Genomic DNA, 24,891 nt, shown 5'->3' on the forward strand with positions numbered 1-24,891 from the left:
GCGGCCGGGCCGCGACGGTCGTCACACGCGGCGAGAGCACGTCACCGGATCACCGCGCGGGCGGCGGGGTGCCGAGAGATCAGCGGCCCAGCGGTCCACGCCCCAGGCGCAGCAGCAGCATCGCGAGGGTGTGCCCCTCCTGGCCGAGGTCCTGGAAGCGCTCGAGCACCTTCACCTCGCGGCTGTGGACCAGGCGGGGTCCGCCGGAGGCCATCCGCGCGGCGCCGATCTTCTTCGACACCGCCGACCTGCGCTTGATCGCGGCGAGGATGACGGCGTCGAGCCGATCGATCTCGAGTCGCAGCTGGTCGATGTCGTCGGGCAGGTCGCCGACCTCGGACGAGAGCTGGTACTTGTCGAGGTCGATCGAGTTCTCGAAGGACGTGCCGCCGGACGGGCGGGGGTCCTGAGCGCCGGGGCTGGGGCTGCGATCGGTCACGCGCCCGATTTTGCCACGACGCCCCCCGATGACCCGCACGCGGCCGAGTCACCCGACCCGACCACGACGGCGCTCGGCGCACATGGAAACTGGAGCGCATGCCCAATGCGCGGATGGTGTCCCTCGTCGCCCTGTCCCTCATCGTGGGCCAGCTGATCGTCCGGGGCTGGCTCGTCGCGACCGGCAACTTCTACTGGGACGACCTGGTCCTCGTCGCGCGCGCGTCGTCGAACCCGATCCTGTCCTGGGAGTACCTGGGACACGGTCACGACGGCCACTTCATGCCCGCGGCCTTCCTGCTCGCCGGGGTGGCCACCTGGTTGGCGCCGCTGAACTGGGTGCTGCCGGCACTCATGCTGGTCGTGCTGCAGGGCATCGCCTCGGTGGCGGTGTGGCGGATGGTGCGGACCATCGCGCCGCGCGCCCGCATCGGTGCGCTCGTCGCGCTCGCGTTCTATCTGTTCAGTCCGATGACGGTGCCCGCCTTCGCCTGGTGGGCCGCGGGCCTCAACACCCTGCCCATGCAGGCGGCGATGGCGTGGATCGTCGCCGACGCGGTGCGCCTCGGTTGCGGTGACGTCGACGACGCGCGGCGCAGGCTGGTGTGGGTTCGCTCGACCATCGTCTTCGTGATCGCGCTGGCGTTCTTCGAGAAGTCGCTGTATATCCTGCCGGTCGCCCTGGTGGCCGCCGTCCTCGCGAACGGCGGTGTGCGCGCGACGATGCCGACGCTGCGGGCGGCCCGGGAGTTGTGGATCGCGCTGACCGTCACCGCCGCGCTGTGGATTGCCGTGTACTTCGTCACCACCGATCCGACGTCGGGTGACCATTCGGTGGCGCAGACCGCGCGTCTGGTCTGGCGATCGGTGACCGACGCGATCGTGCCCTCGCTCGTCGGCGGACCGTGGGAGTGGGAACGGTGGACACCGAGCCCCCCGACGGGTTTCCCGCAGATGTGGATGATCGTCGGCGGCTGGCTGGTGCTGGCCGCGGTGACCTGGTGGGCGGTGGCCCGCAGACGCGGTGGCGCGGTGATCGTCGCGTGCGCGGCCCTCTACGCGGTCGCGGCGCAGATCCCGGTGATGTGGAATCGGTCGAGCCCGCAGACCGCGATCGAACTCGCCCAGCACATGCGCTACCTCCCGGACACCGCGCTGGTGTTCAGCATCGCGCTGGCCCTGCTGTGTGCGGCGCCGGCCCGGAACGCCGAGGTGGGCGGGCGGCATGCGCGCACGTCCGACGCGGAGTCCGGGCTCGACGAGGAGCGGTCGGCCTTGCCCGCCTTCGCATCGGTCGTGGGTGCGCTCGTCGCGGTGTCCGCACTGGTCTCGCTGGTCTCGTTCTCGTCGTCGTGGCGGGACAACCCGACCGGCGACTACCTCGAGACGGCGACCGCGTCGCTGCACGATGCCGCGGCGCAGGGGCCGGATGGCCTGACCATGCTCGATCAGTCGGTGCCGCTGGAGATCTTGCAGCCGTTCGTCTACCCCGACAATCAGATCAGCCGCATCTTCGGTCGGGTGGATCCCCGGCCCGACTTCGGGGCGGCCACCGACCGGCTGTTCGTGCTCGACACCGCGGGAAACCTCGTGCCCGGCGGCGTGACCCAGCGACGCATCATCTACGCGGGTTCGGGCACCTGCCGCACCCCGGAGGTCGACGGGCCCTCCCGACTGCGACTCGACGGCCCGCTCTTCTCCTGGCCCTGGACGATCGCGCTGAGTTACTGCGCGACCCGGGACGGCGAGATCGAGATCGCCCTCGAGGACGGGGAAGCGGTCCGGGCGCCGGTCCGCGCGGGACTGGGGTCGGTGTACGTCCGGATCGACGGCGGCGGCGACCACGTGGACATACGTCCCCTGACCCCGGGGCTGCGGTTGCACACCGGCGCCGGTCGGGTGGGCGAGGCCGCCGAGGCGCGCTTCGCCGGCGGCTGAGCGCCCTCAGTCGTAGTAGAAGGCGGAGATGTTGTCGCTCTGGTTCTCCGCGGCGATCAGGGCCCGGAGGGCCGACGCGGTCTCCTCCTCGGCGACGAAGTAGACGACCTTTGCGTCCCCGGCCGCGGTGACCTGTTGCTGCATCTGCTCGCGGAGCACCTCGGTGCCCTCCCAGGACGGATCGAAGGTGCCGCCGACGATGTGCTCCCGATACCCGTCACCGAAGGTGACGTGCATGTTGCCGTCGGTGCCGATGCCGTCGAAGACGTAGTCGCCGCGCTTGATCGCGTAGTAGCTCGGCAGGCCGGTCACGCTGGCACCGAAGCGGGCCTGTTCCGGTTCCTTGTTTCCGGTACGGACATAGACGATCTCGGTGTTGGTCTGCTTCTCGTTGTTGTCGATGAGATCGTTCAGCTCGGTCTCGGTCGAGTCGATGAACGCGAGGTAGGTGAAGCTGTATCGCGACGCGATGTTGGTGTCCGGCGGGAGGTTGGTGGCCGCACACCGGGTGGTGCCGTTGCGACCGAAGTCCACCCGCAGGACCACCTTGCACTCACCGCCGAGCGCTCCGGGTGGTCGGTTGCCGACCGCGAAGTTGAGCGTCAGACCGTAGTTGAAGTGGCCGCGGACGTCGTCGGTGTAAGGGCTGCCCTGCACGGTGTAGTCGAAGGCGCACGACGAGGTGGTGCATGCACCGGTCTGCCGCGAGGACACCACCGGTTGCTTCATCCACAGCCCGGGCGCGGGTACCGACACGAGGTCCGAGACGAGTGCGCGCTGGTTGGCGAACACCTTCTGGGCCTGGTCGGCCGGCTGCAGGCTGACCGCCGCGTCGATGTCGTAGGTGACCGGGCCCTGCACACTCTGACCCTTGACGTTGGTGACGTTCTTCGTCTCCGGATCGAACGTGACCTCCCAGGCCCCGATCTTCACCTTGTCGTCACCGACGAACTCGATCGGCGGGTCGGTGGTCGGCCAGTGGCGGGCGTCGGGCGTGCCCTTGTTGGGTGCCGGGAGTTCGGCCCCCAGCTGCGGCGCGTCGCCGGCCTCGATGTTGCCGATGTCGCCGGCGAGATTGTCCGGGCCGAGGATCGTGCCCAGGCGCGGCATGCTCGTGAAGCGGGTCGAGGCCCACTTGTTGTCCAGGGGCCCGGTGTCGAGGTTCGTCTTCTCCGCGTCGACGAGGAGCTCGGTCCAGAGGGCGCCGGGCGCGCTGATGAACGGACTGTTGCCGATCTGGCGATACTCGCCCTGCTGCGCGCCGAGGGTGATCGTGCCCTCGGCGGTGTTCGACGTGGTGACGATCAGGTCGTCGAACTCGACCGTGCCCTCGCCGCGCTCGTCGTCGTATTTGTAGGTGACCCGGCCGGTGAACTTGGCCGCCGGGCTCGTGGCCATCTTGAACAGCACCTCGTCGAGGCTCTTCTGCGCACGGAAGGCGGGCGTGGGTTCGACGGTGCCCGCGCTGCTGAACGGCACGAACGACAGGACGAGCGCGATGACGAGGGCCAGTGCTCCGACACCGAGTGCGATGGCGGCGGGGACAATGGACGGTCTCTTCATGGGCGCCTCTTCCTGCTCGCCGGGGCGGCGTCGCCGCATGCGAGTTCGTTCGCAGACAGGGCACCCCGAGCCGGTGGTACGGCGTCATATTAGCCGCGGGCGACGACGATCGGGGCCTCAACCCACGGGGCCGGTCGACTGTTCGGTGGACCTCGCACCGGGGCCCAGCGGACCGGCCGACGGGGGTCTGTCGGCAGTGGCGGGTAACCTGGACAACCGATGAACAGCTCTTCTTCTGCCCCTCTTCTCGCCGGTCGCGCGGGCGCCGCCACCTCGGGTGCGGCCGCCGACGATCGGGTCGCGCGCCTGCTCGAAGGTCTCAATCCGCAACAGCGCGCCGCGGTGCTGCATGCCGGCGCACCGCTGCTGATCGTGGCGGGTGCCGGCTCGGGCAAGACCGCGGTGCTGACCCGCCGGATCGCCTACCTGCTGGCCGCGCGGGATGTCACACCCGGACAGATCCTGGCCATCACGTTCACCAACAAGGCCGCCGCGGAGATGCGCGAGCGCGTCATCGATCTCGTCGGCCCCCGTGCCGCCTACATGTGGGTCTCGACGTTCCACTCCACGTGTGTGCGCATCCTGCGTGCGCAGTCCGGGTTGCTGGAGTCGATGAACTCCAACTTCTCCATCTACGACTCCGACGACTCGAAGCGGTTGTTCGGCATGGTGATCCGCGACCTCGACCTCGACCCCAAGAAGTTCAGCCCGCGCGGGGTGTCGGTGGCCGTCTCGAACTTCAAGAACGAGCTGATCTCGCCCGACGAGGCACTGGCCTCGGCGCCCGAGGACGATCCGACCTCGACGACGATCGCCCGGATCTACGCCGAGTACCAGCGTCGGCTGCGCGCCGCCAACGCCTTCGACTTCGACGACCTGATCGGCGAGACCGTCGCGCTGCTGCACCGGCACCCGCAGGTCGCCGAGTACTACCGGCGCCGGTTCCGTCACGTTCTGGTCGACGAATACCAGGACACCAACCACGCGCAGTACGTGCTCATCCGCGAGCTGGTGGGAGAGCAGACCACCGCGAGCGGTCTGGAACCGTCCGAACTGTGCGTGGTCGGCGATGCCGACCAGTCCATCTATGCGTTCCGCGGTGCCACGATCCGCAACATCGAGGAGTTCGAGCGCGACTTCCCGTCCGCCGAAACCGTTCTCCTCGAACAGAACTACCGGTCGACGCAAACGATCCTGTCGGCCGCCAACGCGGTCATCGCGCGCAACTCGAACCGGCGCGAGAAGCGGCTGTGGACCGACTCCGGCGAGGGTGAACTCATCGTCGGCTATGTCGCCGACTCCGACCGTGACGAGTCGACGTTCATCGCCAAGGAGATCGAGGAGCTCACCGACTACTCGATCGGCGGTTCGTCGAGCCACAAGTACTCCGACGTCGCGGTGTTCTACCGCACCAACACCGGGTCTCGCGCGATCGAGGAAGTGTTCGTCCGGCACGGGATTCCGTACAAGGTCGTCGGCGGTACCAAGTTCTACGAGCGCAAGGAGGTGCGCGACGTGGTGGCCTACCTGCGGGTGGTCGCCAACCCGGACGACTCGGTCAGCCTGCGCCGCATCCTCAACACCCCCCGGCGCGGCATCGGCGACCGCGCCGAGGCCTGCGTCGCCGTGCATTCGGAGAACACCGGCCGGAGCTTCTACGAGTCGCTGATGGACGCGGCCGAGGGCAAGGTCGCCCTGTTGAACACACGGGCCGTCAAGCAGATCGGCGGGTTCGTCGAACTCATCGAGGGCCTGCGTTCGGACTTCCTCACCCACTTCGGCGAGGCGGGCACCGAAGACGCCGACGTGGCCTTCCTCGATGCCACCGAGGAATCGGCGGACATCGGCGAACTCGTCGACGCGATCGTCGAACGCAGCGGCTACCGGGCCGAACTCGAGGCCTCCAACGATCCGCAGGATGGCGCCCGGCTCGACAACATCAACGAACTCGTCGCCGTGGCAAGAGAATTCAGTGCCGATGCGGCACAGGTCGACGCCGATGCCGACGACCCCGACATCGAGGTCGACCGCGAGGGTGAGCCCGAACCCGGTTCGCTCGCAGCGTTTCTCGAGCGAGTCTCGCTGGTCGCCGACGCCGATCAGGTGCCCGACGAGGGCGAGGGTGTGGTCACGATGATGACCCTGCACACCGCCAAGGGGCTGGAGTTCCCGGTCGTCTTCGTGACCGGTTGGGAGGACGGACATTTCCCGCACATGCGGGCGCTGGGCGATCCGGCCGAGTTGAGCGAGGAGCGACGCCTCGCGTACGTGGGCATCACCCGCGCCAAGCAGCGGCTGTATCTCACCCGTTCGGTCACCCGCGCCTCGTGGGGTCAGCCGGTGTCGAACCCGGAATCCCGTTTCCTGCAGGAGATCCCGCAACACCTCATCGACTGGCGTCGCACCGAACCCCGGCGCTCGGCACGGGGGTTCGGCGGGTCTTCGGGCGGAGTGTTCGGCCGCGACGGGGGATTCTCCGGCTCGGGCGGTTCGTCGTCGATGGGTCGCGGACGTTCGTCGTATTCCTCGGATCCGGCACGTGGTCGCAACAAGCAGGTCCAGCTCGACATCGGCGATCGGCACAACCACCCGAAGTACGGGATGGGCAAGGTCGTGGCCAAGGAGGGCAGCGGCGCCACCGAGCGCGTCACGATCGACTACGGCGGCAGCGCGGGTCGAGTCACTCTTCTCACCGCGGGCGGGATTCCCGGGGACAAGCTGTAAGGCTGGCTTCGCGGGGAGCGGAGTGGGACCCTCGCCAGCTCACTCCCCGGTTCGATTGGAAATTCTCGTCCGCCTCACCTTGGTCGAAGGGCAATGTGCCCTTCAATCATGCTGACATGGACGAGAATTCAACGTCAGTTCGCAATCCGGCCAGGTATCAATACCGGATGCGCAGCGTGAGCGCGCTGCAATGGCGCCACCAAGCAACAGGAGGCGACCTGTGGGGCCTTCTGCTAGCCGGTGTAACCGGAGAGCTTCACGCCCTTGGCCGCGAGCCACGGCACGGGATCGATCTTGGTGTTGCCGTTCTTCCACACCTCGAAGTGCAGGTGCGGCCCGAACGAGAAGCCCTCGTTGCCGACCAGGGCGATGACGTCGCCGGCGGTGACGCGCTGGCCTTCCTTGACGAGGACGCCCGAGGAGGCCATGTGGCCGTACATGGTGACCGTTCCGTCGGCCGCCTGGACCTGAACCCAGTGGCCGTATCCCGATGCGGGCTCGGCCTTGATCACGACGCCGTCGGTGGCCGCGTGGATCGGGGTCCCGAGCGGAGCGGCCATGTCGATGCCGCCGTGCATGGTGCCCCAGCGCATCGCGAAGGCCGAGGTGAAGTCGTAGCTGCCGAGCGGGATCGGCGAGGTGAAGAGCGGGCGGCGGGCCAGGGCCTCGCGGCGATCCTGGTCTGCGGCCATCTTGGCGCCGACACCGAGCTGGTTGGTGAAGACGTTCATCTGATCGGTCTGTGCTGTCGCAGCGGCCACTCCGGGGCCGAGTTCGACCGGTGCGGCGCCGGGCGCTGACGCGTCGTTGACGGCGGCGGCGTTCACCGGGGCGGGCGCTTCGTCGCCTGCGCCGACCTGGGCGACGGCGGCGACGGCTGCGCCGGCCGCCATGGCGATGAGGGCGGCGCGTCCGCCCTTGAGGGCGTTCGGTGGCGCAGCGATGCGGTGCTTGCCGCCACGGCGCACGCGCTGTCCGGCCGGATTGGTGCGGAAGGGGCGATTCTCGCCGTCGAGGGCGTCGTCGGCGAGGGCGTCGTCGGCGACGGCGTCGAGTTCGCCTCCGTCGAAGACGTCGAGTTCGGCGCCGTCGACATCGAACGGCTCGTCGTGCTCGTACTGATCGAACTCGTGCTCGGGGATCAGGATGTCCTGAGTGATCTCCGAGCGGGTGGGGCGGTAGTAGCCCTGCCACGACGACGGGGTCCAGCCGGCGTCGGAGGACTCGCGGGTGGCGGCGGAGTCGGCGAAATCGAAGTCGTAGTCGCTGAGGTCGTATCCGGCGGCGTCGTCGGTGTCGACGATGGGGATGATCGTGGTCATCTCTTCCGCTGTGACGTCATCGATCAACCCGCCCGATCGGACGCGGCCCGATCCGCGTGAGACACCGAGTCCCGCCAAATCGTCCACCTCATCTCTTGCTGCCGCATCTCGTCGTTGGCGGATTCGAAGTTACCGTCCGTAATCCTTCTGTGACCAACCGCTGAGAGCCGACGGTAACGAAATGATTGCGGCAAGTCCAACCGTAGAAAGCGACAAACCGGCATAATGTGAGCTGAGTCACATGACTTGTGCGCCACGCTCGAAGTTGATGAATTTGCAGTTCACGATGGTGCATCGAACCTGTGAATCCGGCGAACGGATGTCGGCGCGTGTATGTGCTGCTCATGGACGCTCGGGGTGGGTGTCCCCCTCACTCGGCGCCGCCAATCCTGTGAGGGCCGACCGAGCGAGTGATCTGTCGCACAAGCGCAGGGTGCGCGCGGGGTGGCGATTTCCGACAGGTTTAAAGTCCGATATGGCCCGCATTACACCCTTGCGCGGGCAAATCTACGAGATGGTGAGCTGAATGGATCTCTTCGAATACCAGGCGAAGGAACTGTTCGCCAAGCACGGGGTTCCCACCACACCCGGTCGGGTGACCGATGATGCCGCCGACGCGCGGGCGATCGCCGAGGAAATCGGCAAGCCTGTGATGATCAAGGCGCAGGTCAAGACCGGCGGGCGTGGCAAGGCAGGCGGCGTGAAGTACGCCGCGACCCCGGACGACGCGCAGTCCCACGCTTCCAACATCCTTGGCCTCGACATCAAGGGCCATGTCGTCAAGAAGCTGCTGGTCGCCGAGGCCAGCGACATCGCGGAGGAGTACTACATCTCCTTCCTGCTCGATCGCACCAATCGCTCCTACCTGGCCATGTGCTCGGTCGAGGGCGGCATGGAGATCGAAGAGGTCGCCGCGACCAAGCCCGAGCGCCTCGCGAGGGTCGCCGTCGACGCCGTGAAGGGTGTCGATCTGGAGACCGCGCGCTCGATCGCCGAGCAGGGCCATCTGCCCGCCGAGGTGCTCGACGCCGCAGCGGTCACCATCTCGAAGCTGTGGGAGGTCTTCGTCAAGGAGGACGCCACCCTGGTCGAGGTCAACCCGCTCGTCCGCACTCCGGACGATCAGATCCTCGCCCTCGACGGCAAGGTCACCCTCGATGCCAACGCCGACTTCCGTCAGCCCGGCCACGAGGAGTTCGAGGATCGCGACGCCACCGATCCCCTGGAGCTCAAGGCCAAGGAGAACGACCTCAACTACGTCAAGCTCGACGGTGAGGTCGGCATCATCGGCAACGGTGCGGGCCTGGTCATGTCGACCCTCGACGTGGTCGCCTACGCCGGTGAGAAGCACAACAACGTGAAGCCCGCCAACTTCCTCGACATCGGCGGCGGCGCCTCGGCCGAGGTCATGGCGGCCGGTCTCGACGTCATCCTCGGCGACGAGCAGGTCAAGAGCGTCTTCGTGAACGTCTTCGGTGGCATCACCGCGTGTGACGCCGTCGCCAACGGCATCGTCGGTGCTCTGGAGAAGCTGGGGTCCGACGCCAACAAGCCGCTGGTCGTCCGCCTCGACGGCAACAAGGTCGACGAAGGCCGCAAGATCCTGGCCGATGCGAACCACCCGTTGGTCACGCTCGCCGAAACCATGGACTCGGGCGCCGACAAGGCCGCCGAGCTGGCGAGCAAGTAAGGGAGCCACGGAAATGTCGATCTTTCTGAACAAAGACAACAAGGTCATCGTCCAGGGCATCACCGGCGGTGAGGGCACCAAGCACACCGCCCTGATGCTCAAGGCCGGCACCAACGTCGTCGGCGGTGTCAACGCACGCAAGGCGGGCACCACCGTCTCGCACGTCGACGCCGACGGCAACAACGTCGAACTCCCGGTGTTCGCCTCGGTCGCCGAGGCCATGAAGGAGACCGGGGCCGACACCTCGATCGCCTTCGTGCCGCCGAAGTTCTCCAAGGACGCCATCATCGAGGCCATCGACGCGGAGATCCCGCTGCTCGTGGTCATCACCGAGGGCATCCCGGTGCAGGACTCCGCCTACGCGTGGGCCTACAACGTGGAGAAGGGCGAGAAGACCCGCATCATCGGCCCGAACTGCCCCGGCATCATCACCCCGGGTGAGGCGCTGGTGGGCATCACGCCGAACAACATCACCGGCAAGGGGCCGATCGGTCTGGTCTCCAAGTCGGGCACCCTGACCTACCAGATGATGTACGAGCTGCGCGATCTCGGCTTCTCGACCGCCATCGGCATCGGCGGCGACCCGGTCATCGGGACCACCCACATCGACGCCATCGAGGCGTTCGAGAAGGATCCCGAGACCAAGCTGATCGTCATGATCGGTGAGATCGGCGGCGACGCCGAGGAGAAGGCCGGCGAGTACATCAAGGCCAACGTGACCAAGCCGGTCGTCGGTTATGTCGCGGGCTTCACCGCTCCCGAGGGCAAGACCATGGGCCACGCCGGAGCCATCGTCTCCGACGGTGCGGGCACCGCCCAGGGCAAGAAGGAGGCCCTCGAGGCCGCGGGCGTCAAGGTCGGCAAGACGCCGTCCGAGACCGCCTCGCTGGCACGGGAACTCTACCAGGCCCTGTAAGCCTCGACGCCCACGGAAAAGCCCGAGCGGGAATCCTCCTCGCTCGGGCTTTTTCATGGGTCGACCCGCCACAGTCGCCGCGTGAGATAATCCGTCGGTGAACTCCCAGGCTCGACGCGGCGCGATTCCCCAGCTGGTGGGGGAGTCGGTGCGGTACGCCGGGGTGCTCGTGGGGGTTGCCGAACGGCTTCCGGTGGCGGGCGGGTTGATCGGGTCCGCACGGGCGCGGATCGCCACGATCACCGACGCCGCTGTGACGGTGGCGGTCTCGACGACGAGAGCCGTCCTGGGCGTCGTCATCCGGGAAGTGGTCGACGCGCTGGTCGAGGAGGTCGACCTCACCGACCTCGTCCTCACCCATGTCGACCTCAAGCGCCTCATCAGCGAGGTGCTCGCACTCATCGACATCGACGAGGTGATCACCACCGTGGATCTCGATCGTGCTGTGGCACAGGTGGACCTGAACGCGGCTATCGACCTCGTCGACCTCGACGCGGTGATCGGCAAGGTCGATCTCGATGCCGTCGCCACCGGAATCGACATCGACGCGATCGCCGCGCGGATTGACATCGACGCCATCCTCGGGCGGGTCGATCTGATCGGGCTCGCCGAGGAGATCATCGACGGCGTCGATCTCCCCGACATCATCCGCGAGGCGAGCACATCGGTGACCGCCGATGTGATGACCGATGTGCGCAGCACCAGTGAGCGCGCCGACGACGCGGTGGCCAATGCGGTCAACCGGTTTCTGCGCCGGCGTGGCGCCGCGGCCGTCGAGGCTGCGCCCGACGCCGAGGGGCCTCGATGACCGCTGAACCGAAACCGACCGGGCCGCTGAAGGATTCGACTCCGGCGTCGCCGCCGCCGACGACGCCCGGCCGGTCACCCACGCACAAGGCGCATGCGGTGCAGGACCGGGACAAGAACGCCGGCATCGTGAGTCGGGGTGTCGCCTCGTTCCTCGATCTCCTCGTCGTCTGGACGATCCTCGGCGCCTCCTACGCGGGACTGTCCCTGATGAAGTTCGTCATCTCGGTCGGCGAATTCTCGCTGCCGGAAGTCGATCTGATCTTCACCACGACCGGCTTCGTCCTCGTCGCGGTGCTGTATCTCGCGACGTGCTGGGAGATCTCCGGACGGACGCTCGGGTCGGTCGTGATGGGCCTGCGCGTGGTCAATTCGGAAGGGGCCCGCATCCGGCCGACCATCGCGGTGCTGCGCGCGCTGCTGTGCACCTTCTTCGCGATAGGCCTCGTGTGGGTGGTGATCGACCGGCGTCGTCGGTCGGTGGCCGACGTCCTCCTGCGGACCCGGGTCATCTACTCTCGGTGACCGCCTTGAGTCGGGTCAGCCCCTTCTCGAAGTCCTTGCCCAGCATCTTGTCGAAGATGCCGAAGAGTCCGGCGACGCGGCTGAACAGCGACTGCGGGCCCACCATCGTCCAGGACACCCGCGTGGCCCGACCCTGGGGAACGAGTTCGAAGGTGACGGTGTTGGTGGTCGTCATCGGCTTCTCGAACTCGAGGCGCACCTCGACCTCTCGGGGTTCGTCGACGCGCGTGATCTCCATGGCACCCCGTCCGGCCTTCTTGTTGCCCGACCACGCGTACTCGGCGCCGACACCGTGCTCCGCGCCGGAGTAGTCGCGCGTCATGTCCGGATCGACGCCCTCCCACGGGGACCAGTGCACCCACTGCCGGAAGTCGGTCAGGTACGGCAGTACCGCCTCGGGCGGTGCGTCGACGGTGATGGATCGGGTGATGCGGAACGTGTCGGACATGCGGGGTCTCCTGGCCGTCGGTCGACTGGTTCGAGGTGACGTGAGTATGACACCGGCGGGCAGCCGATACGGTGGCATCCATGGGTGAACGGGCACGGCTGAGCGCACCGGTCCTGCGCGACATGCTCGTCGACGAGGGAACGTGGGAATCGTGGGACTCCCCGGTCGAGAGTCCGGCGTCCGCCTCGGACGGCGACGACGACGCCTACGCCGAGGAACTGGCGCGGTCCCGCGAGCGCACCGGGTCCGACGAATCGGTGATCACCGGCTCCGGTGTGATCGGCGGCCACCCGGTGGCCATGGTGGTCAGTGAGTTCGGCTTCCTCGGTGGGTCCATCGGACGCGACGCGGGTGCCAGGATCGTGACGGCGGTCCGGCACGCGACGCGTGAGCGGCTTCCGCTGCTGGCCCTCCCGGCTTCGGGGGGCACCCGGATGCAGGAGGGGACCGCGGCGTTCCTGCAGATGGTCGCGATCACCGGTGCCGTCACCGACCACAAGGCCGCGGGACTGCCCTATCTGGTGTACCTGCGCCACCCGACGACCGGCGGTGTGTTCGCCTCGTGGGGGTCGCTCGGGCACATCACCTGGGCGCAACCCGGAGCGCTCATCGGCTTTCTCGGACCGCGTGTGTACGAGGGCCTGCACGGTGAGCCATTCCCCGACGATGTCCAGACCGCCGAGAACCTGGTCCGCACAACGGTTGTCGACGACGTGGTCGCGCCCCTGGACCTCCGCGAGCGCCTATCGGCGGTACTGCGCCTCCTCGCCCGTCGGGGAGATGCGGTGGCGCCGCCCGACTCGATTCGGGTACGTCCGCGACGCACGCGTTCGGGGGAGCCGGACGACACCTGGGCGTGTGTCCGCGCGACCCGGGAGCCCGAGCGCGCGGGACTCGTCGAGTTCCTGGCGCACGGCGACTCCGCGCCGCTGTCGGATGCCGGGCCACTCCGATTCTCGCTGAGCGACTTCGACGGACACGTCGCACTGGTCGTCGGATATGACCGGACGTCACAGGCGGCCGGCGAGTTGCCGGGTCCCCGGCACCTGCGCGAGGCGCGCCGGGCACTCCTGACGGCCGGGGACCTGGGGCTCCCGGTGGTCACCGTGATCGACACCCCGGGCGCGGAATTGTCGGTCGTCGCCGAGGAGGGTGGCCTCGCGGCGCAGATAGCGCGCTGCACAGTCCAGTTGATCAGCGCCCCGGTGCCGACGGTCTCCGTGCTGTTGGGCCAGGGTGCGGGCGGTGCGGCGCTGGCGCTCTTCCCCGCCGACTTCCGCGTCGCGCGCGCCGATGCCTGGCTCTCGCCGTTGCCGCCCGAGGGAGCGAGCCTCATCGTGCACCGGGATCTCGACCACGCCGGTGAAATGGCCTCGCGGCAGGGCATTCTCGCCGGTCGCATGGCGGCTCAGGGGATGATCGACGTCGTCGTCGACGCCGGATCGGATGACGAAGCGATGTCGGCGCTCCGTGACTCGATCGCCCGGTACCTGGCCGCTTCGCCCGTTCCGGACAGCGAGGCGCGCACGCGCGTGCCGACGGCGGACGCCCGATGACCGACCGCGTGGTTGCCGTCGGCGCACTCATCACCGACGAGGACGGCCGAATCCTGTTGATACTGCGCCGCAACGAGCCGTCGGCCGGACACTGGAGCCTCCCCGGCGGCAAGGTCGAGCCCGGGGAATCGCTCGAAGAGGCGGTGGTGCGCGAGGTGGAAGAGGAAACCGGTCTGGCGGTGACGGTCGGTGAACCGGCCATCCAGCTCGAGATACCGGTCGGCGACGGACGGGTGTACGAGGTGCACGACTTCCGGGCCGAGATCCTTTCGGGGAAACTGCGTCCCGGTGACGACGCCGCCGACGCGGCCTTCTTCACACCGGCCCAGGTGCGCACGGCGAAAGTCACCAGCCGGCTGGTGGAGTATCTGGAACAGGCCGGTGCACTGCCACCGGAGTCGCCCTGACCGGTCATCGAGCCGAACCCGCGGACGGCAGTTCGCCGTGTGGGGGTGACGTGGTGCTCGAGAGCGGTTGTGTGCAGGATGGAGACATGACCGAACTACTGCCCCTGGACCCTGACCAACTCCTCACCACCACCCGCTCGGTGCGCAAGCGTCTCGACTTCGATCGTCCCGTGCCGCTCGACGTGGTCAAGGAGGCGCTCGAGGTCGCGTTGCAGGCGCCGACCGGCAGCAACAGTCAGACCTGGCACTGGATCGTGCTCACCGACCCCGAGCTGAAGCAGAAGGTCGCGGACTACTATGCGCAGTCGTTCGCGAAGTACTACTCGGGCCAGGCCCCGCGGGACGAGACCGGTAAGCGGGTCGCGTCCAGCGCCCAGTACCTCGCCGACACGATGGGTCAGGTCCCGGTGCTGGTCATCGGCGCCATCTACACCGGAGGGGACCTGCCGGCGGGTAATCAGGCCGGTGTGTGGGGTTCGTTGCTGCCGGGTGCCTGGAGCCTGCAGCTGGCCCTTCGTGCCCGTGGTCTCGGGTCGGCGTGGACGACGTTGCACATCAACTACGAGAAGGAGATCGCCGAACTCCTCGGCATCCCGGACAACATCCATCAGGGTGTGCTGCTGCCGGTGGCCTACAGCAAGGGCACCGACTTCAAGCCCGCACCGCGGAAGTCCCTCGATTCGGTCCTGCACATCGACGGCTGGTGATCAGGAGGTGCCGGGTCCCACCTGATCCGGCACCTCGCACCGCAGTGCAGCCAGCGCCATCGCGGTCAGAAGTCGACGCAGTCCGTTCTGGTCGAAAGCGGGCAGGCGCGGCGAGGAGTTGAGCAGCCCGAACATCGCGTGCACGCGCACGCGGGCCTCGGCGCGGTCGAGAGCCATGCCGGCCTCGTCGGTGACGGCGAGGAGCACATCCACCCACCGTTCCACGTAGCGGCGCTGCAACAGTCGAACCCGATGATTGGCGGCCGGGGTCATCGACGGCAGGTCGCGATCCTGCACGGTGATGAGGTCGGGGCGGGTGACGAGCACGTCGATGTGAAAGCCGATGAGCGCCACCAGCGTTTCCGACGGGGAGCCACCGCGGTCGGCGACCTCGCTGCCGCCGTCGTGCAGTCGCTGACTGATGTCGATGAGCATCTCGTCGAGCAGCTCGGTCTTGGAGGAGAAATGGCGGTACATCGCCGGTCCGCTCACCCCGACAGCCCGTCCGATGTCTTCCAGCCGTACCCCCGCGAACCCGCGCTCGGCCATCTGACGAGCGGCGGCGGACAGCAATTCGGCACGACGGGCCGCCTTGGCCTGGGTTCGGCGCGTCGGCGGACGATTCGTGGCTTCCGATTCGTCCTCGCGCGGTTCGTGCGTTGCGGACATCGATCCCGCACTCTACGCGTCCGTGCATGCGAACGAGATGCAGCCTGACCGACGTCGGTGGGCGGATCCCGGTGGCGGGTGACCCGGTCGAATGAAAACTGCGCCGGCCACCGCTTCCGGGGCCGGCGAGGGCTTAGTCTTGCGCATGGTCGCGCGCCGGACGGCGGGCGCAGGACAGTCCGGAAGGGCGGCGGGCCGAGTCCCGCATCAGCGACGAGGAGCGGATCGTGAATCCAGGCGAACCCCAGCACCCGGGCGGTCAGTGGTCAGGCGTTCCGCAGGGCCCGCCGCAGACCGGAGGCTTCGCCGGAAACCAGGACCAGACGGCCCACGTTCAGCACCCCGGCACCGGAGGTGTTCCCGGTCAGCAGTGGAACACCGGCGCGCAGTACCCGCCTCCCGGTTGGGGACAGCCGACCCGTGGCCCGCGTGCCGACCTGTCGGTGATCTTCGCGCTGGCCTCCGCGCTCGCCGGGATCGTCACCTACTTCATGGGTTTCCTCAGTTGGGTCTCGGTGTCGGCGGGCGCCGAGGAGGAACTCAACCGGTGGGGCACCGACTTCGAGGAGGGACAGGGTGGGATTCCCGCGTTCTTCTCCTACGAGATCGTCCTGAACCCCGGGAAGTTCTTCATCGCACTCGGGGTCGTGGGCATCGCGGCGACGTTCGTCCTGGTTCCTCGCTATCGCAGGGCGCTGCCGTTCCTGGCGGTCGTCGGGGTGGCCGCGTGGCTGGCGCTGTTCGCCTCGGCCCTCATCACACCGCCGTTCCTCGATCTGGGCGCCGGCGCGATCGTCGGACTGATCCTGGGCTTCCTGCAGGTGGCGCTGCTCGTCGCAGCCGCCTTCTTGTACGGTCTGAAGAAGGATGACGCGCACCACTCCTGACCACGGACCCGACGATCCGATCGTCGGTCTCCTGCGTCGTGCCGGGTGTGTCTTCGCCGAAGAGGAAGCCGCACTGCTTCGCGAGCAGGCCACCGGCGCAACCGAACTCGATGAACTGTGCGTACGCCGCGCGGCGGGGGAGCCGCTCGAACATCTCCTGGGATGGGTCCGCTTCGGCGACCTGCGGTTGTGTGTCGGCCCAGGAGTCTTCGTGCCGCGACAACGCTCACTGTTGCTGGCCCGCACCGCGGTCGCCGCGGCGCGGGCGCGACCGTCCCCGCTGGTGCTCGAGGCGTTCTGCGGCGTGGCACCCATCGCCGCGAGTGTCGCGGCCGCCGTCCCCGGTGTCGGTCTGCACGTCGTCGACACCGACGACACCGCGCTCGGCTTCGCGCGCCGAAACCTGCCGGACGGGACCGGGATTCATCGCGGTGCCGGACTCGACGCACTACCGGCGGCACTGCGCGGCCGTCTGGACGTGATCGCCGCTGTGCCGCCCTACGTACCCGACTCGGCGCTCGGTCTGCTGGCGCCGGAGGCGCGGGATCACGAACCACACCGGGCGCTGCTCGGCGGCCCGGAAGGCCTCGACCACATCACGGTGCTGATCGCCGACGCCCGGACATGGCTCGCTGTCGGTGGCGAGTTGCTGATCGAGATGAACACCGCCCAGGCCGAGCAGGTGGTCCGGGGCGGCGGCGCGACTCACGAGTCCGACATCATTCTCGGGGGAGACGGGCAGACTGCTGTCATGTGTATTCGCCGGCCGGAACCCCCTAGATCCCCAGCGCGGCCCGTTGCCGTGCGACCGCCTCCCGGTACCGTTCGACGTTCGCCATCTTGACCCCCTCGTAGCCGCGGACCATGTCCGGCAGTTCCGCGAGGTCGACGACCGCGGGTAGCCGGTCCACACCGATGCGCCCACTGGCGAGCGCATCCAGGACGGCGTCGACGAGCTCCCGGTACTCGACGATCAGCGCACGTTCGGTGCGGCGGATCTCGCTGCGGCCGAACGGGTCCCACCGGGTTCCCCGGAGCCGCTTCATCGTTGCGAGTGCGCTCAGCGGGCGGTCGGCCCACGACCCGAGGGCAAGCTTCTCGCGCATGCCCATACTGCGCAGCGTCGGCGGATGCAGCCGCACTGCGACCTCGGCGTCGGCGCCGAACTCGTCGGCGATCCGCGCGGCGAACGTCGGGTCCTGCGTGAGCCGGGCGACCTCGTACTCGTCCTTGTAGGCCATCAGCTTGTACAGGTTCCGGGCGACGGCATCGGTCAGCGAGGAATCCGGTGCGACGCGCCGCACCCGGTCCACCGTGTCGAGGTACTCACGCGCGTACCGCTCGTCGGAGTGGGCGGTCAGTTCGTCGTACCGGATCGCGATGGTGCGCCGGAGTTCATCGTCGACGCCCTCGAGCCCGGCGACCACCCCGAGGGCATGGGGGCTCGGCTCGATCTCGGCGGCGGGACGGCCGTGCAGACCGTCGATGGTCTCGGATACCGAGCCCGGATCGGCCACGATCTGTCGGCCGCGTCGAAAGGCCTGCACGTTCGCGTCCACTGCGACGCCGTTGAGTTCGATCGCGCGCTCGATCGACGCCGCCGTGATGGCCAGGGAGCCGGCCTGATAGGCGGCACCCACCATCAGCATGTTGGCGAACTGTTCGTCGCCGAACAGTGCGGTCGACATCGCTCCCGAATCGAGGTACACCGCGCGCGTCACCCGGTCGTCGATCGCGGAATGGACGGCGGCGTCGGACGGGAAGCCGACGGAGGTGTCGATGACCATCAGGCCGGTCGGCACCTGCGTCGTCGACACGACCGCGATCGTCTTCTCGGGAGCGGCGACCTTGAGGTTGACCGGGTCGGTGCCGACGAGAGGATCGCACACGAGGTACAGGTCGCAGTCCTCGGACGCCACCTTCGCCGCCTGCTCCAGCGGATGCGGTGCCACCTTGATGTCGCTGACCACCGCGCCGCCCTTCTGGGCGAGTCCGGTCATGTCGACGGTCCGGGCCGAGTGCCCGTCGAGGACGGCCGCGGTGGCGAGGACCTGGGACACGGTCACCACCCCGGTACCGCCGACGCCCGTGACACGCAGCGAGAAGGTGTCGCCGATGGTGGGGACTGCGGGCGCCGGCAACACGGATTCCGCCAGATCTGCTGCGCGGGTGCGAATTCGATCCGTGCCGGGGGTGACGGTGACGAACGACGGGCAGTCACCCTGCAGGCAGGAGAAGTCGAGGTTGCAGGAACTCTGGTCGATCCTCGTCTTGCGTCCGAACTCGGTCTGCACCGGGTGTACCGAGAGGCAGTTCGACTTCTCGCCGCAGTCGCCGCAGCCCTCGCAGATGCGTTCGTTGATCACCACCCGACGAGTGGGGGTCGGCATGGTGCCGCGCTTGCGCTTCCGGCGCTTCTCGGCGGCGCAGTGCTGGTCGTGGACGAGGACCGTGACGCCCGGGACGGCTGCGAGTTCGGTCTGCACGTCGGACAGATCATCGCGGTGTCGGACCGCCACCTGTTCGGGAAGGCCGAGTGTGCGAACGTGTTTCGGGTCGTCGGATGTGACCACGATCCGGCTCACGCCCTCGTCGAGCAGCAGCGACGTCAGCCGTGGCAGGGTCATGGCACCCACCGGGTCCTGCCCGCCGGTCATGGCCACGGTGCCGTTGTAGAGCAGCTTGTAGGTGATGTTCTCACCCGACGCGACAGCCGCTCGCAACGCCAGGGATCCAGAGTGCGAGAAGGTTCCGTCGCCGACGTTCTGCACGAAGTGGTTCGCGGAGACGAAGGGGGCCATGCCGATCCACTGCGCACCCTCGCCGCCCATCTGGGTGACGCCGGCGATGTCGCCGACCTGTCTGGGGTCCATCAGCAACACCATGGCGTGACAACCGATACCGGCGCCGACCAGGGTGTTCTCGGCGACCTTCGTCGAGCTGTTGTGCGGACAACCGGAGCAGAAGTACGGCGTGCGCACGGCCAGTGGGAGTTCGATGCGGGTGTGGCGAGCGGCTTTGCGGTCGAGCCAGATCTGTGCGGCGTCGACCCCGTGGCGGGCGAGCCGGTCGGCGAGACCACGGGTCACGGCGTCGACGTCGAGTTCGCCGAAGCGGGAGAAGAGGGTCGAGCCGTCCTCGTGGACCTTGCCGACGATGCGGGGGGCCCGCGGATGGCGGAACAGGATGTCGCGCATCATCGTCTCGATGAAATCGCGCTTCTCCTCGACGACGATGACCTCGTCGAGATCGCCGGTCGCGGTGTCGAACATGAACCGGTCGAGGATGTCCCGCTCGATCGGGTAGACCATGCCGAGTTTGAGGATGCGGATCCCGAGCCGCCGCAGATCGTCGTCGTCGATTCGCATCAGGCGCAATGCCTCCCGCAGGTCGAGGTAGGTCTTGCCTGCGGCCACGATCCCGATGCGGTCGTCGGGACTCGAGACCACGATCCGGTTGATGCCGTTGAGCCGGGCGTACTCCTGCGCGCGCGGAAGTCGGGTGGTGAGCTGATTCTGCTCGAGTTCCATCAGATGGGCGCCGAGCAGCCGTCCGCTGGGCACATGGGGACTCGTCCCGAGCTCGCCGAGGACGGGCACGATCCGGTCGGGGTCGACATGGGCAGTCGACGCGCCGTCGGCGACGTGCGCGGAGATCTTGAGCGAGGTCCAGAGCCCGCTGGTGCGGCTCATGATCGCCGCATGAACGCCGAGGTCCAGGATGTCCTGGGAATCGGCCGGGTAGAGGATCGGGATGTAGAGGTCGGCCAGGGCCATCTCGGACGCGCATGGAACGGTGGAGGACTTGGCGCCCGGGTCATCGCCGACGAGCGCGACGGCGCCGCCGGCGGAATGGGTTCCGATGAGGTTGGCATGGCGCAGCGCGTCCGTCGCGCGGTCGAGACCGGGGGCCTTGCCGTACCAGTATCCGACGACGCCGTCGCGGGGGTGCCCGGCCGCGGACGGTGCCAGGTCGCGACCGCCGCTGACCTGGGCGGCGAGTTGAGAACCCATCACCGATGTCGCGGCGAGCTCTTCGTTGAGGCCGGGCCGGTGGACGATGTCGTACGGGGCGAGATGCTCATGGCGCCGGGCGAGCTCGAGGTCGTATCCGGCGAGGGGAGAGCCCTCGTAGCCGGAGATGAACGAGGCGGTGCGGAGGCCGGATCTGCGGTCGACGCGAGCGCGGTCGCGGACCATGCGGACCAGGGCCTGGATTCCGGTGAGGTAGATGTCGCCGGCGTCGCGTGTGTAGCGGTCGTCGAGCGAGAACCCGGCGACCGCCGCCCCGGGCGGTCGCGTATCGGGGGTCGGGACGTGCTCGAAGCGGGCACGATCGTCTGCGAGGGTCATGGGGTCACCTGGCCTTCTATGTGCGGTGGCCGATCCGGGGTTCCGGTTCGTCGGCGCATCGGTTGTGGCGGCCCGGGGGTGGTGGGCCTGCCACAACAGTACGAGATGACGTGACGCGCGTCACGTCACGCCGCCTGCGCCGGCCGGCGGGATTCCGGCCCGATCCGGGCGTGACATGGGCCACTGCATCGCGTACGATCACTTTCAGTTAATCCAAACTAACTGAAGGGTCGACGGTGACCAGCACGCTCGACGGCTTCCGGGCCGCACACCAGCGCAATCTCGACCTGCTCGGCGAGCGCCTCCGAGACGTCTCCGCCGGCGGTGGGGCGAAGGCGCGCGAGCGTCACGTCGCCCGCGGCAAATTGCTTCCCCGGGACCGGGTCGACGGTCTCCTCGATGTCGGCTCGCCGTTCATCGAGGTCGCGCCGCTCGCGGCCTTCGGGATGTACGGCGACAAGGTGCCCGCCGCGGGGGTCATCGCGGGTGTCGGCCGGGTCGCCGGTCGCGAGTGCATGATCATCGCCAACGACGCCACCGTCTCGGGCGGGACGTACTACCCCGTCACGGTCAAGAAGCACCTGCGCGCGCAGGAGATCGCGGCCGCCAACCGGCTGCCCTGCATCTATCTCGTCGATTCGGGCGGCGCGATGCTGCTCCAGCAGGACGAGGTGTTCCCCGATCGCGATCACTTCGGCCGCATCTTCTACAACCAGGCGACGATGAGCGCGGCGGGAATCCCGCAGATCGCCGCCGTCCTCGGTTCTTCCACCGCCGGCGGGGCCTACGTCCCGGCCATGAGCGACGAGACGGTGATCGTGCGCAATCAGGGCACCATCTTCCTCGCGGGCCCGCCCCTGGTGAAGGCGGCGACCGGTGAGGACGTCTCCGCGGAGGACCTGGGCGGCGGTGCGATGCACTCGTCGGTGTCGGGCGTCACCGATCACCTCGTCGACAACGATCAGCAGGCCCTTGCCAAGGTCCGCGAGATCGTCGCGACCCTCGGACCCCGCGAGGCCGCCCAGTGGGAGACCGTCCCGGTCCGTGAGCCGCTGCGGCCGCAGACCGACATCTACGATGTGGTGCCCACCGACCCGCGAACTCCCTACGATGTCCGGTCGGTCATCGAGATCCTCTGCGACGGAGGCGAATACTCGGAATTCAAGGCGAACTACGGCACCAGCCTGGTGACCGCGTTCGCGCACCTGCATGGTCATCCGGTGGGGATCATCGCCAACAACGGTGTGCTGTTCAGTGAATCAGCCCTCAAGGGCGCTCATTTCATCGAACTGTGTGACCAGCGTCGAATCCCGTTGCTGTTCCTGCAGAACATCACCGGCTTCATGGTCGGCAGGGCCTACGAGCAGGGCGGCATCGCCAAGAACGGGGCCAAGATGGTCAACGCGGTGGCGTGCGCGCGGGTCCCCAAGTTCACCGTCATGGTCGGCGGGTCCTTCGGAGCGGGCAACTATTCGATGTGCGGGCGCGCATACTCGCCGAGGTTCCTGTGGATGTGGCCCAACGCCCGCATCTCGGTCATGGGTGGACCGCAGGCAGCGGACACGCTCGGAACGGTGCGGCGCAACCAGATCGAGCGGTCGGGTGACGAATGGACGGCCGACGACGAGGAAGCGTTCAAGGCCCCGATCCGCGAGCAGTTCGAACGACAGTCCGATGCCTACTACTCGACCGCGCGGCTGTGGGACGACGGCATCGTCGATCCCGCCCAGACCCGGACCCTGCTCGGCCTCGCGCTCGAGACCGCCCGCTACGCACCGCTCGCCGAACCGCGCTACGGCGTCTTCCGGATGTGACCCGACCGTGCCGAAGCCGCTCCCGCCTATCCCGAGGACCCCGACCGTGAGTACCAGAACCATTCGGCCCGCTCGCTCCGCTCCCGGCGCCAGACCCATTCGCAGTGTCCTGGTGGCCAACCGTGGTGAGATCGCCTGCCGCGTGATCGACACCCTGCGCCACATGGGAATCCGCAGCATCGCCGTCTACTCCGACGCCGACGCGCAGGCCCGCCATGTCCGCGAGGCCGACGTCGCCGTCCGCATCGGTCCGGCCGCGGCTGCCCAGAGCTATCTGGACATCGGGGCCGTGGTCGCCGCGGCGCGCGCCACCGGCGCCGACGCCGTCCACCCGGGCTACGGATTCCTCTCGGAGAACCAGAAGTTCGCGGCCGCTCTCGCAGAGGCGGGCATCGTCTTCATCGGGCCGCCCGCCGAGGCGATCGCCACCATGGGCGACAAGATCACGGCCCGCGCCGCGGTCACCGCCCGCGAGGTACCGGTGGTACCGGGTCTGTCGCGGCCCGGGCTCACCGACGACGATCTCATCGCCGCGGCACCCGACATCGGTTTCCCGGTTCTCATCAAGCCCAGCGCGGGTGGCGGCGGCAAGGGTATGCACCGCGTCGGGGAAGCGTCCGAACTGCCTGCGGCACTGCAACGAGCACGACGCGAGGCCGCCGCTGCCTTCGGCGACGACGCGTTGTTCCTCGAGCACTTCGTCGACACCCCGCGCCACATCGAGGTCCAGGTCCTCGCCGATGAGCACGGGAACGTGATCCACCTCGGCGAACGCGAGTGCTCGCTGCAACGGCGGCATCAGAAGGTGATCGAGGAGGCGCCGTCGGCGCTGCTCGATGCCGAGACCCGCGCACGTATCGGGGAGGCGGCCTGCGATGCCGCGCGCAGTGTCGGCTACACCGGCGCGGGGACGGTCGAGTTCATCGTGTCGGCGCACCGGCCGGACGAATTCTTCTTCATGGAGATGAACACCCGCCTACAGGTCGAGCACCCGGTGACCGAACTCGTCACCGGAGTCGACCTCGTGGAACAGCAGATCCGCGTCGCCCGCGGGGAGGTGCTGGGTCTCACGCAGGACGCGATCACCCTGCGCGGACACGCGATCGAGGCGCGCGTGTACGCCGAGGATCCCGCTCGCGGCTTCCTGCCCACCGGCGGCACGATCGAACATCTCGTCCATCCCGACACCTCGCCCGGCAGTGGGATCCGCGTCGACTCGGCCATGCTCGACGGACTGCGCGTCGGCAGCGACTACGACCCCATGCTGGCGAAGGTCATCGCCGTCGGCGCCGACCGCGAGGAGGCCCTCGAACGCCTCGATCAGGCCCTGGCCCACACCCGGGTCCTGGGCGTCGTCACCAACATCGACTTCTGCCGCTTCGTGTTGCGTCAGCAGTCCGTCGTCGACGCGGACCTCGACACCGAACTGCTCGACCGGCTCGTCGTCGACTACGCCGCGCCGGAACCCACCCCCGAGGCCCAGGTGCTCGTCGGACTCGCGCGGATCGGAGCCCGCGATGCGGGGGACGTCTGGTCCTCGGCGATCGGATGGCGTGTCGGACCGCCCGCCCCGGTCATCACCCGGCTGGTCGCAGGTGGACGGCACTCGACGGTCGCCATCCGGGTCGACGCCGCCGACGCGCGATCCCTCTCGGGAACCGCCACCGTCGTCGCCGACGACGACACCGAGGCGTCCTGGACCGGACACGTGGTCTACCAACCGGCGCAGCCCGGTGACGGACGCGAGTCGGACCGGCTGGTCGTCGACGGCGTGTCGCAGTCGTGGTCGAGTGTCCGTGTCGGCGAGAGTTGGTGGGTGGCAGGGCCGTCGGGCACATGGATCCTCGAACTCGCGAAGCCCCTGCTCGACGAGGCCGCCGACGAACACGCCGGTGAGATCACCAGCCCGATGCCGGGCACCGTGGTCGCCGTGGCCTCCCGGACCGGCGACGACGTGTCCGCGGGCCAGTCGATCGTCGTCGTCGAGGCGATGAAGATGGAACACGCACTGACCGCCCCGGTCGACGGCACCGTGGACATCTCGGTGGCGGTGGGGGACAAGGTCGATGCGGGACAGATCCTCGCTGTCGTCGCCACCCCCGTAGCAACTGCCGATTCCCAGTAGAAG

At 68.4% G+C, this 24,891-nt stretch carries 19 protein-coding genes; 13 read left to right on the plus strand and 6 right to left on the minus strand.

Annotated elements, in window-relative coordinates; all coding sequences use genetic code 11:
• Positions 1–79 precede the first annotated feature (79 nt).
• Positions 80–439 carry a chorismate mutase gene (locus MHN80_RS18180; RefSeq protein ID WP_064571230.1) on the minus strand — a complete coding sequence of 120 codons (360 nt, stop codon included), beginning with the start codon at positions 437–439 and terminating at the stop codon, positions 80–82.
• A gap of 98 nt (positions 440–537) precedes the next feature.
• Between MHN80_RS18180 and MHN80_RS18185 the strand changes: the two genes are divergently transcribed.
• Positions 538–2,376 (plus strand): hypothetical protein, encoded by a 1,839-nt coding sequence (locus MHN80_RS18185; RefSeq protein WP_239402887.1) that lies wholly within the window; start codon positions 538–540, stop codon positions 2,374–2,376.
• A 6-nt stretch (positions 2,377–2,382) separates the two neighbouring features.
• Here MHN80_RS18185 and MHN80_RS18190 read toward each other — a convergent pair whose 3' ends face one another.
• A complete protein-coding gene (locus MHN80_RS18190) occupies positions 2,383–3,939 on the minus strand; it encodes a hypothetical protein (protein ID WP_239402888.1) in 1,557 nt (518 codons plus the stop codon).
• A gap of 219 nt (positions 3,940–4,158) precedes the next feature.
• Here MHN80_RS18190 and MHN80_RS18195 point away from each other — a divergent pair, with 219 nt between their 5' ends.
• Positions 4,159–6,663, plus strand: a complete 2,505-nt coding sequence (locus tag MHN80_RS18195) for a UvrD-helicase domain-containing protein (protein ID WP_239402889.1) — start codon at positions 4,159–4,161, stop codon at positions 6,661–6,663.
• 233 nt (positions 6,664–6,896) lie between these two features.
• Here MHN80_RS18195 and MHN80_RS18200 read toward each other — a convergent pair whose 3' ends face one another.
• On the minus strand, positions 6,897–8,072 hold the full coding sequence (locus tag MHN80_RS18200) for a M23 family metallopeptidase (protein ID WP_239402890.1): 1,176 nt from the start codon (positions 8,070–8,072) through the stop codon (positions 6,897–6,899).
• 439 nt (positions 8,073–8,511) lie between these two features.
• On the opposite strand from MHN80_RS18200, the gene sucC reads away from it, so the two are divergent.
• The 4 genes from sucC to MHN80_RS18220 all read left to right on the plus strand — a co-directional run bounded on the left by sucC (position 8,512) and on the right by MHN80_RS18220 (position 11,923).
• Positions 8,512–9,675 (plus strand): ADP-forming succinate--CoA ligase subunit beta, encoded by a 1,164-nt coding sequence (sucC, locus tag MHN80_RS18205; RefSeq protein ID WP_004020101.1) that lies wholly within the window; start codon positions 8,512–8,514, stop codon positions 9,673–9,675.
• A 13-nt stretch (positions 9,676–9,688) separates the two neighbouring features.
• A complete protein-coding gene (gene sucD, locus MHN80_RS18210) occupies positions 9,689–10,591 on the plus strand; it encodes a succinate--CoA ligase subunit alpha (RefSeq protein ID WP_004020100.1) in 903 nt (300 codons plus the stop codon).
• 97 nt (positions 10,592–10,688) lie between these two features.
• Positions 10,689–11,399, plus strand: a complete 711-nt coding sequence (locus MHN80_RS18215; RefSeq protein ID WP_239402891.1) for a hypothetical protein — start codon at positions 10,689–10,691, stop codon at positions 11,397–11,399.
• A complete protein-coding gene (locus tag MHN80_RS18220; protein ID WP_239402892.1) occupies positions 11,396–11,923 on the plus strand; it encodes an RDD family protein in 528 nt (175 codons plus the stop codon). The genes MHN80_RS18215 and MHN80_RS18220 overlap by 4 nt, the downstream gene beginning before the upstream one ends.
• Here the strand turns inward: MHN80_RS18220 and MHN80_RS18225 are convergent.
• Positions 11,907–12,371, minus strand: a complete 465-nt coding sequence (locus MHN80_RS18225; protein ID WP_239402893.1) for an SRPBCC family protein — start codon at positions 12,369–12,371, stop codon at positions 11,907–11,909. The genes MHN80_RS18220 and MHN80_RS18225 overlap by 17 nt on opposite strands.
• A gap of 80 nt (positions 12,372–12,451) precedes the next feature.
• Here MHN80_RS18225 and MHN80_RS18230 point away from each other — a divergent pair, with 80 nt between their 5' ends.
• The 3 genes from MHN80_RS18230 to MHN80_RS18240 all read left to right on the plus strand — a co-directional run bounded on the left by MHN80_RS18230 (position 12,452) and on the right by MHN80_RS18240 (position 15,041).
• Positions 12,452–13,927, plus strand: a complete 1,476-nt coding sequence (locus MHN80_RS18230; RefSeq protein ID WP_239402894.1) for an acetyl-CoA carboxylase carboxyltransferase subunit alpha/beta — start codon at positions 12,452–12,454, stop codon at positions 13,925–13,927.
• Positions 13,924–14,334, plus strand: coding sequence for an NUDIX domain-containing protein (locus tag MHN80_RS18235; RefSeq protein ID WP_239402895.1), 411 nt, complete (start codon positions 13,924–13,926; stop codon positions 14,332–14,334). Before MHN80_RS18230 ends, MHN80_RS18235 begins: the two co-directional genes overlap by 4 nt.
• An 86-nt stretch (positions 14,335–14,420) precedes the next feature.
• Positions 14,421–15,041 carry a nitroreductase family protein gene (locus MHN80_RS18240; RefSeq protein WP_239402896.1) on the plus strand — a complete coding sequence of 207 codons (621 nt, stop codon included), beginning with the start codon at positions 14,421–14,423 and terminating at the stop codon, positions 15,039–15,041.
• Here MHN80_RS18240 and MHN80_RS18245 read toward each other — a convergent pair whose 3' ends face one another.
• Positions 15,042–15,710 (minus strand): TetR/AcrR family transcriptional regulator, encoded by a 669-nt coding sequence (locus tag MHN80_RS18245; RefSeq protein ID WP_004020093.1) that lies wholly within the window; start codon positions 15,708–15,710, stop codon positions 15,042–15,044.
• A gap of 227 nt (positions 15,711–15,937) precedes the next feature.
• On the opposite strand from MHN80_RS18245, the gene MHN80_RS18250 reads away from it, so the two are divergent.
• A complete protein-coding gene (locus MHN80_RS18250; protein WP_239402897.1) occupies positions 15,938–16,597 on the plus strand; it encodes a DUF5336 domain-containing protein in 660 nt (219 codons plus the stop codon).
• Positions 16,578–17,441, plus strand: a complete 864-nt coding sequence (locus MHN80_RS18255; RefSeq protein WP_239402898.1) for an SAM-dependent methyltransferase — start codon at positions 16,578–16,580, stop codon at positions 17,439–17,441. The genes MHN80_RS18250 and MHN80_RS18255 overlap by 20 nt, the downstream gene beginning before the upstream one ends.
• On the opposite strand, the gene MHN80_RS18260 is transcribed toward MHN80_RS18255, so the two are convergent.
• Complete coding sequence (locus MHN80_RS18260) at positions 17,374–20,949, minus strand: indolepyruvate ferredoxin oxidoreductase family protein (RefSeq protein WP_239402899.1); 3,576 nt, start codon at positions 20,947–20,949, stop codon at positions 17,374–17,376. The genes MHN80_RS18255 and MHN80_RS18260 overlap by 68 nt on opposite strands.
• A 236-nt stretch (positions 20,950–21,185) precedes the next feature.
• Here MHN80_RS18260 and MHN80_RS18265 point away from each other — a divergent pair, with 236 nt between their 5' ends.
• Entirely contained in the window at positions 21,186–22,763 is a 1,578-nt protein-coding gene (locus MHN80_RS18265; RefSeq protein WP_004020089.1) for a carboxyl transferase domain-containing protein, read from the plus strand.
• A gap of 46 nt (positions 22,764–22,809) precedes the next feature.
• Entirely contained in the window at positions 22,810–24,888 is a 2,079-nt protein-coding gene (locus MHN80_RS18270; protein ID WP_239402900.1) for a biotin carboxylase N-terminal domain-containing protein, read from the plus strand.
• Positions 24,889–24,891: the final 3 nt, after the last annotated feature.

This window comes from Gordonia sp. McavH-238-E (assembly GCF_022348225.1).
Classification (GTDB): Bacteria; Actinomycetota; Actinomycetes; order Mycobacteriales; family Mycobacteriaceae; genus Gordonia; species Gordonia terrae.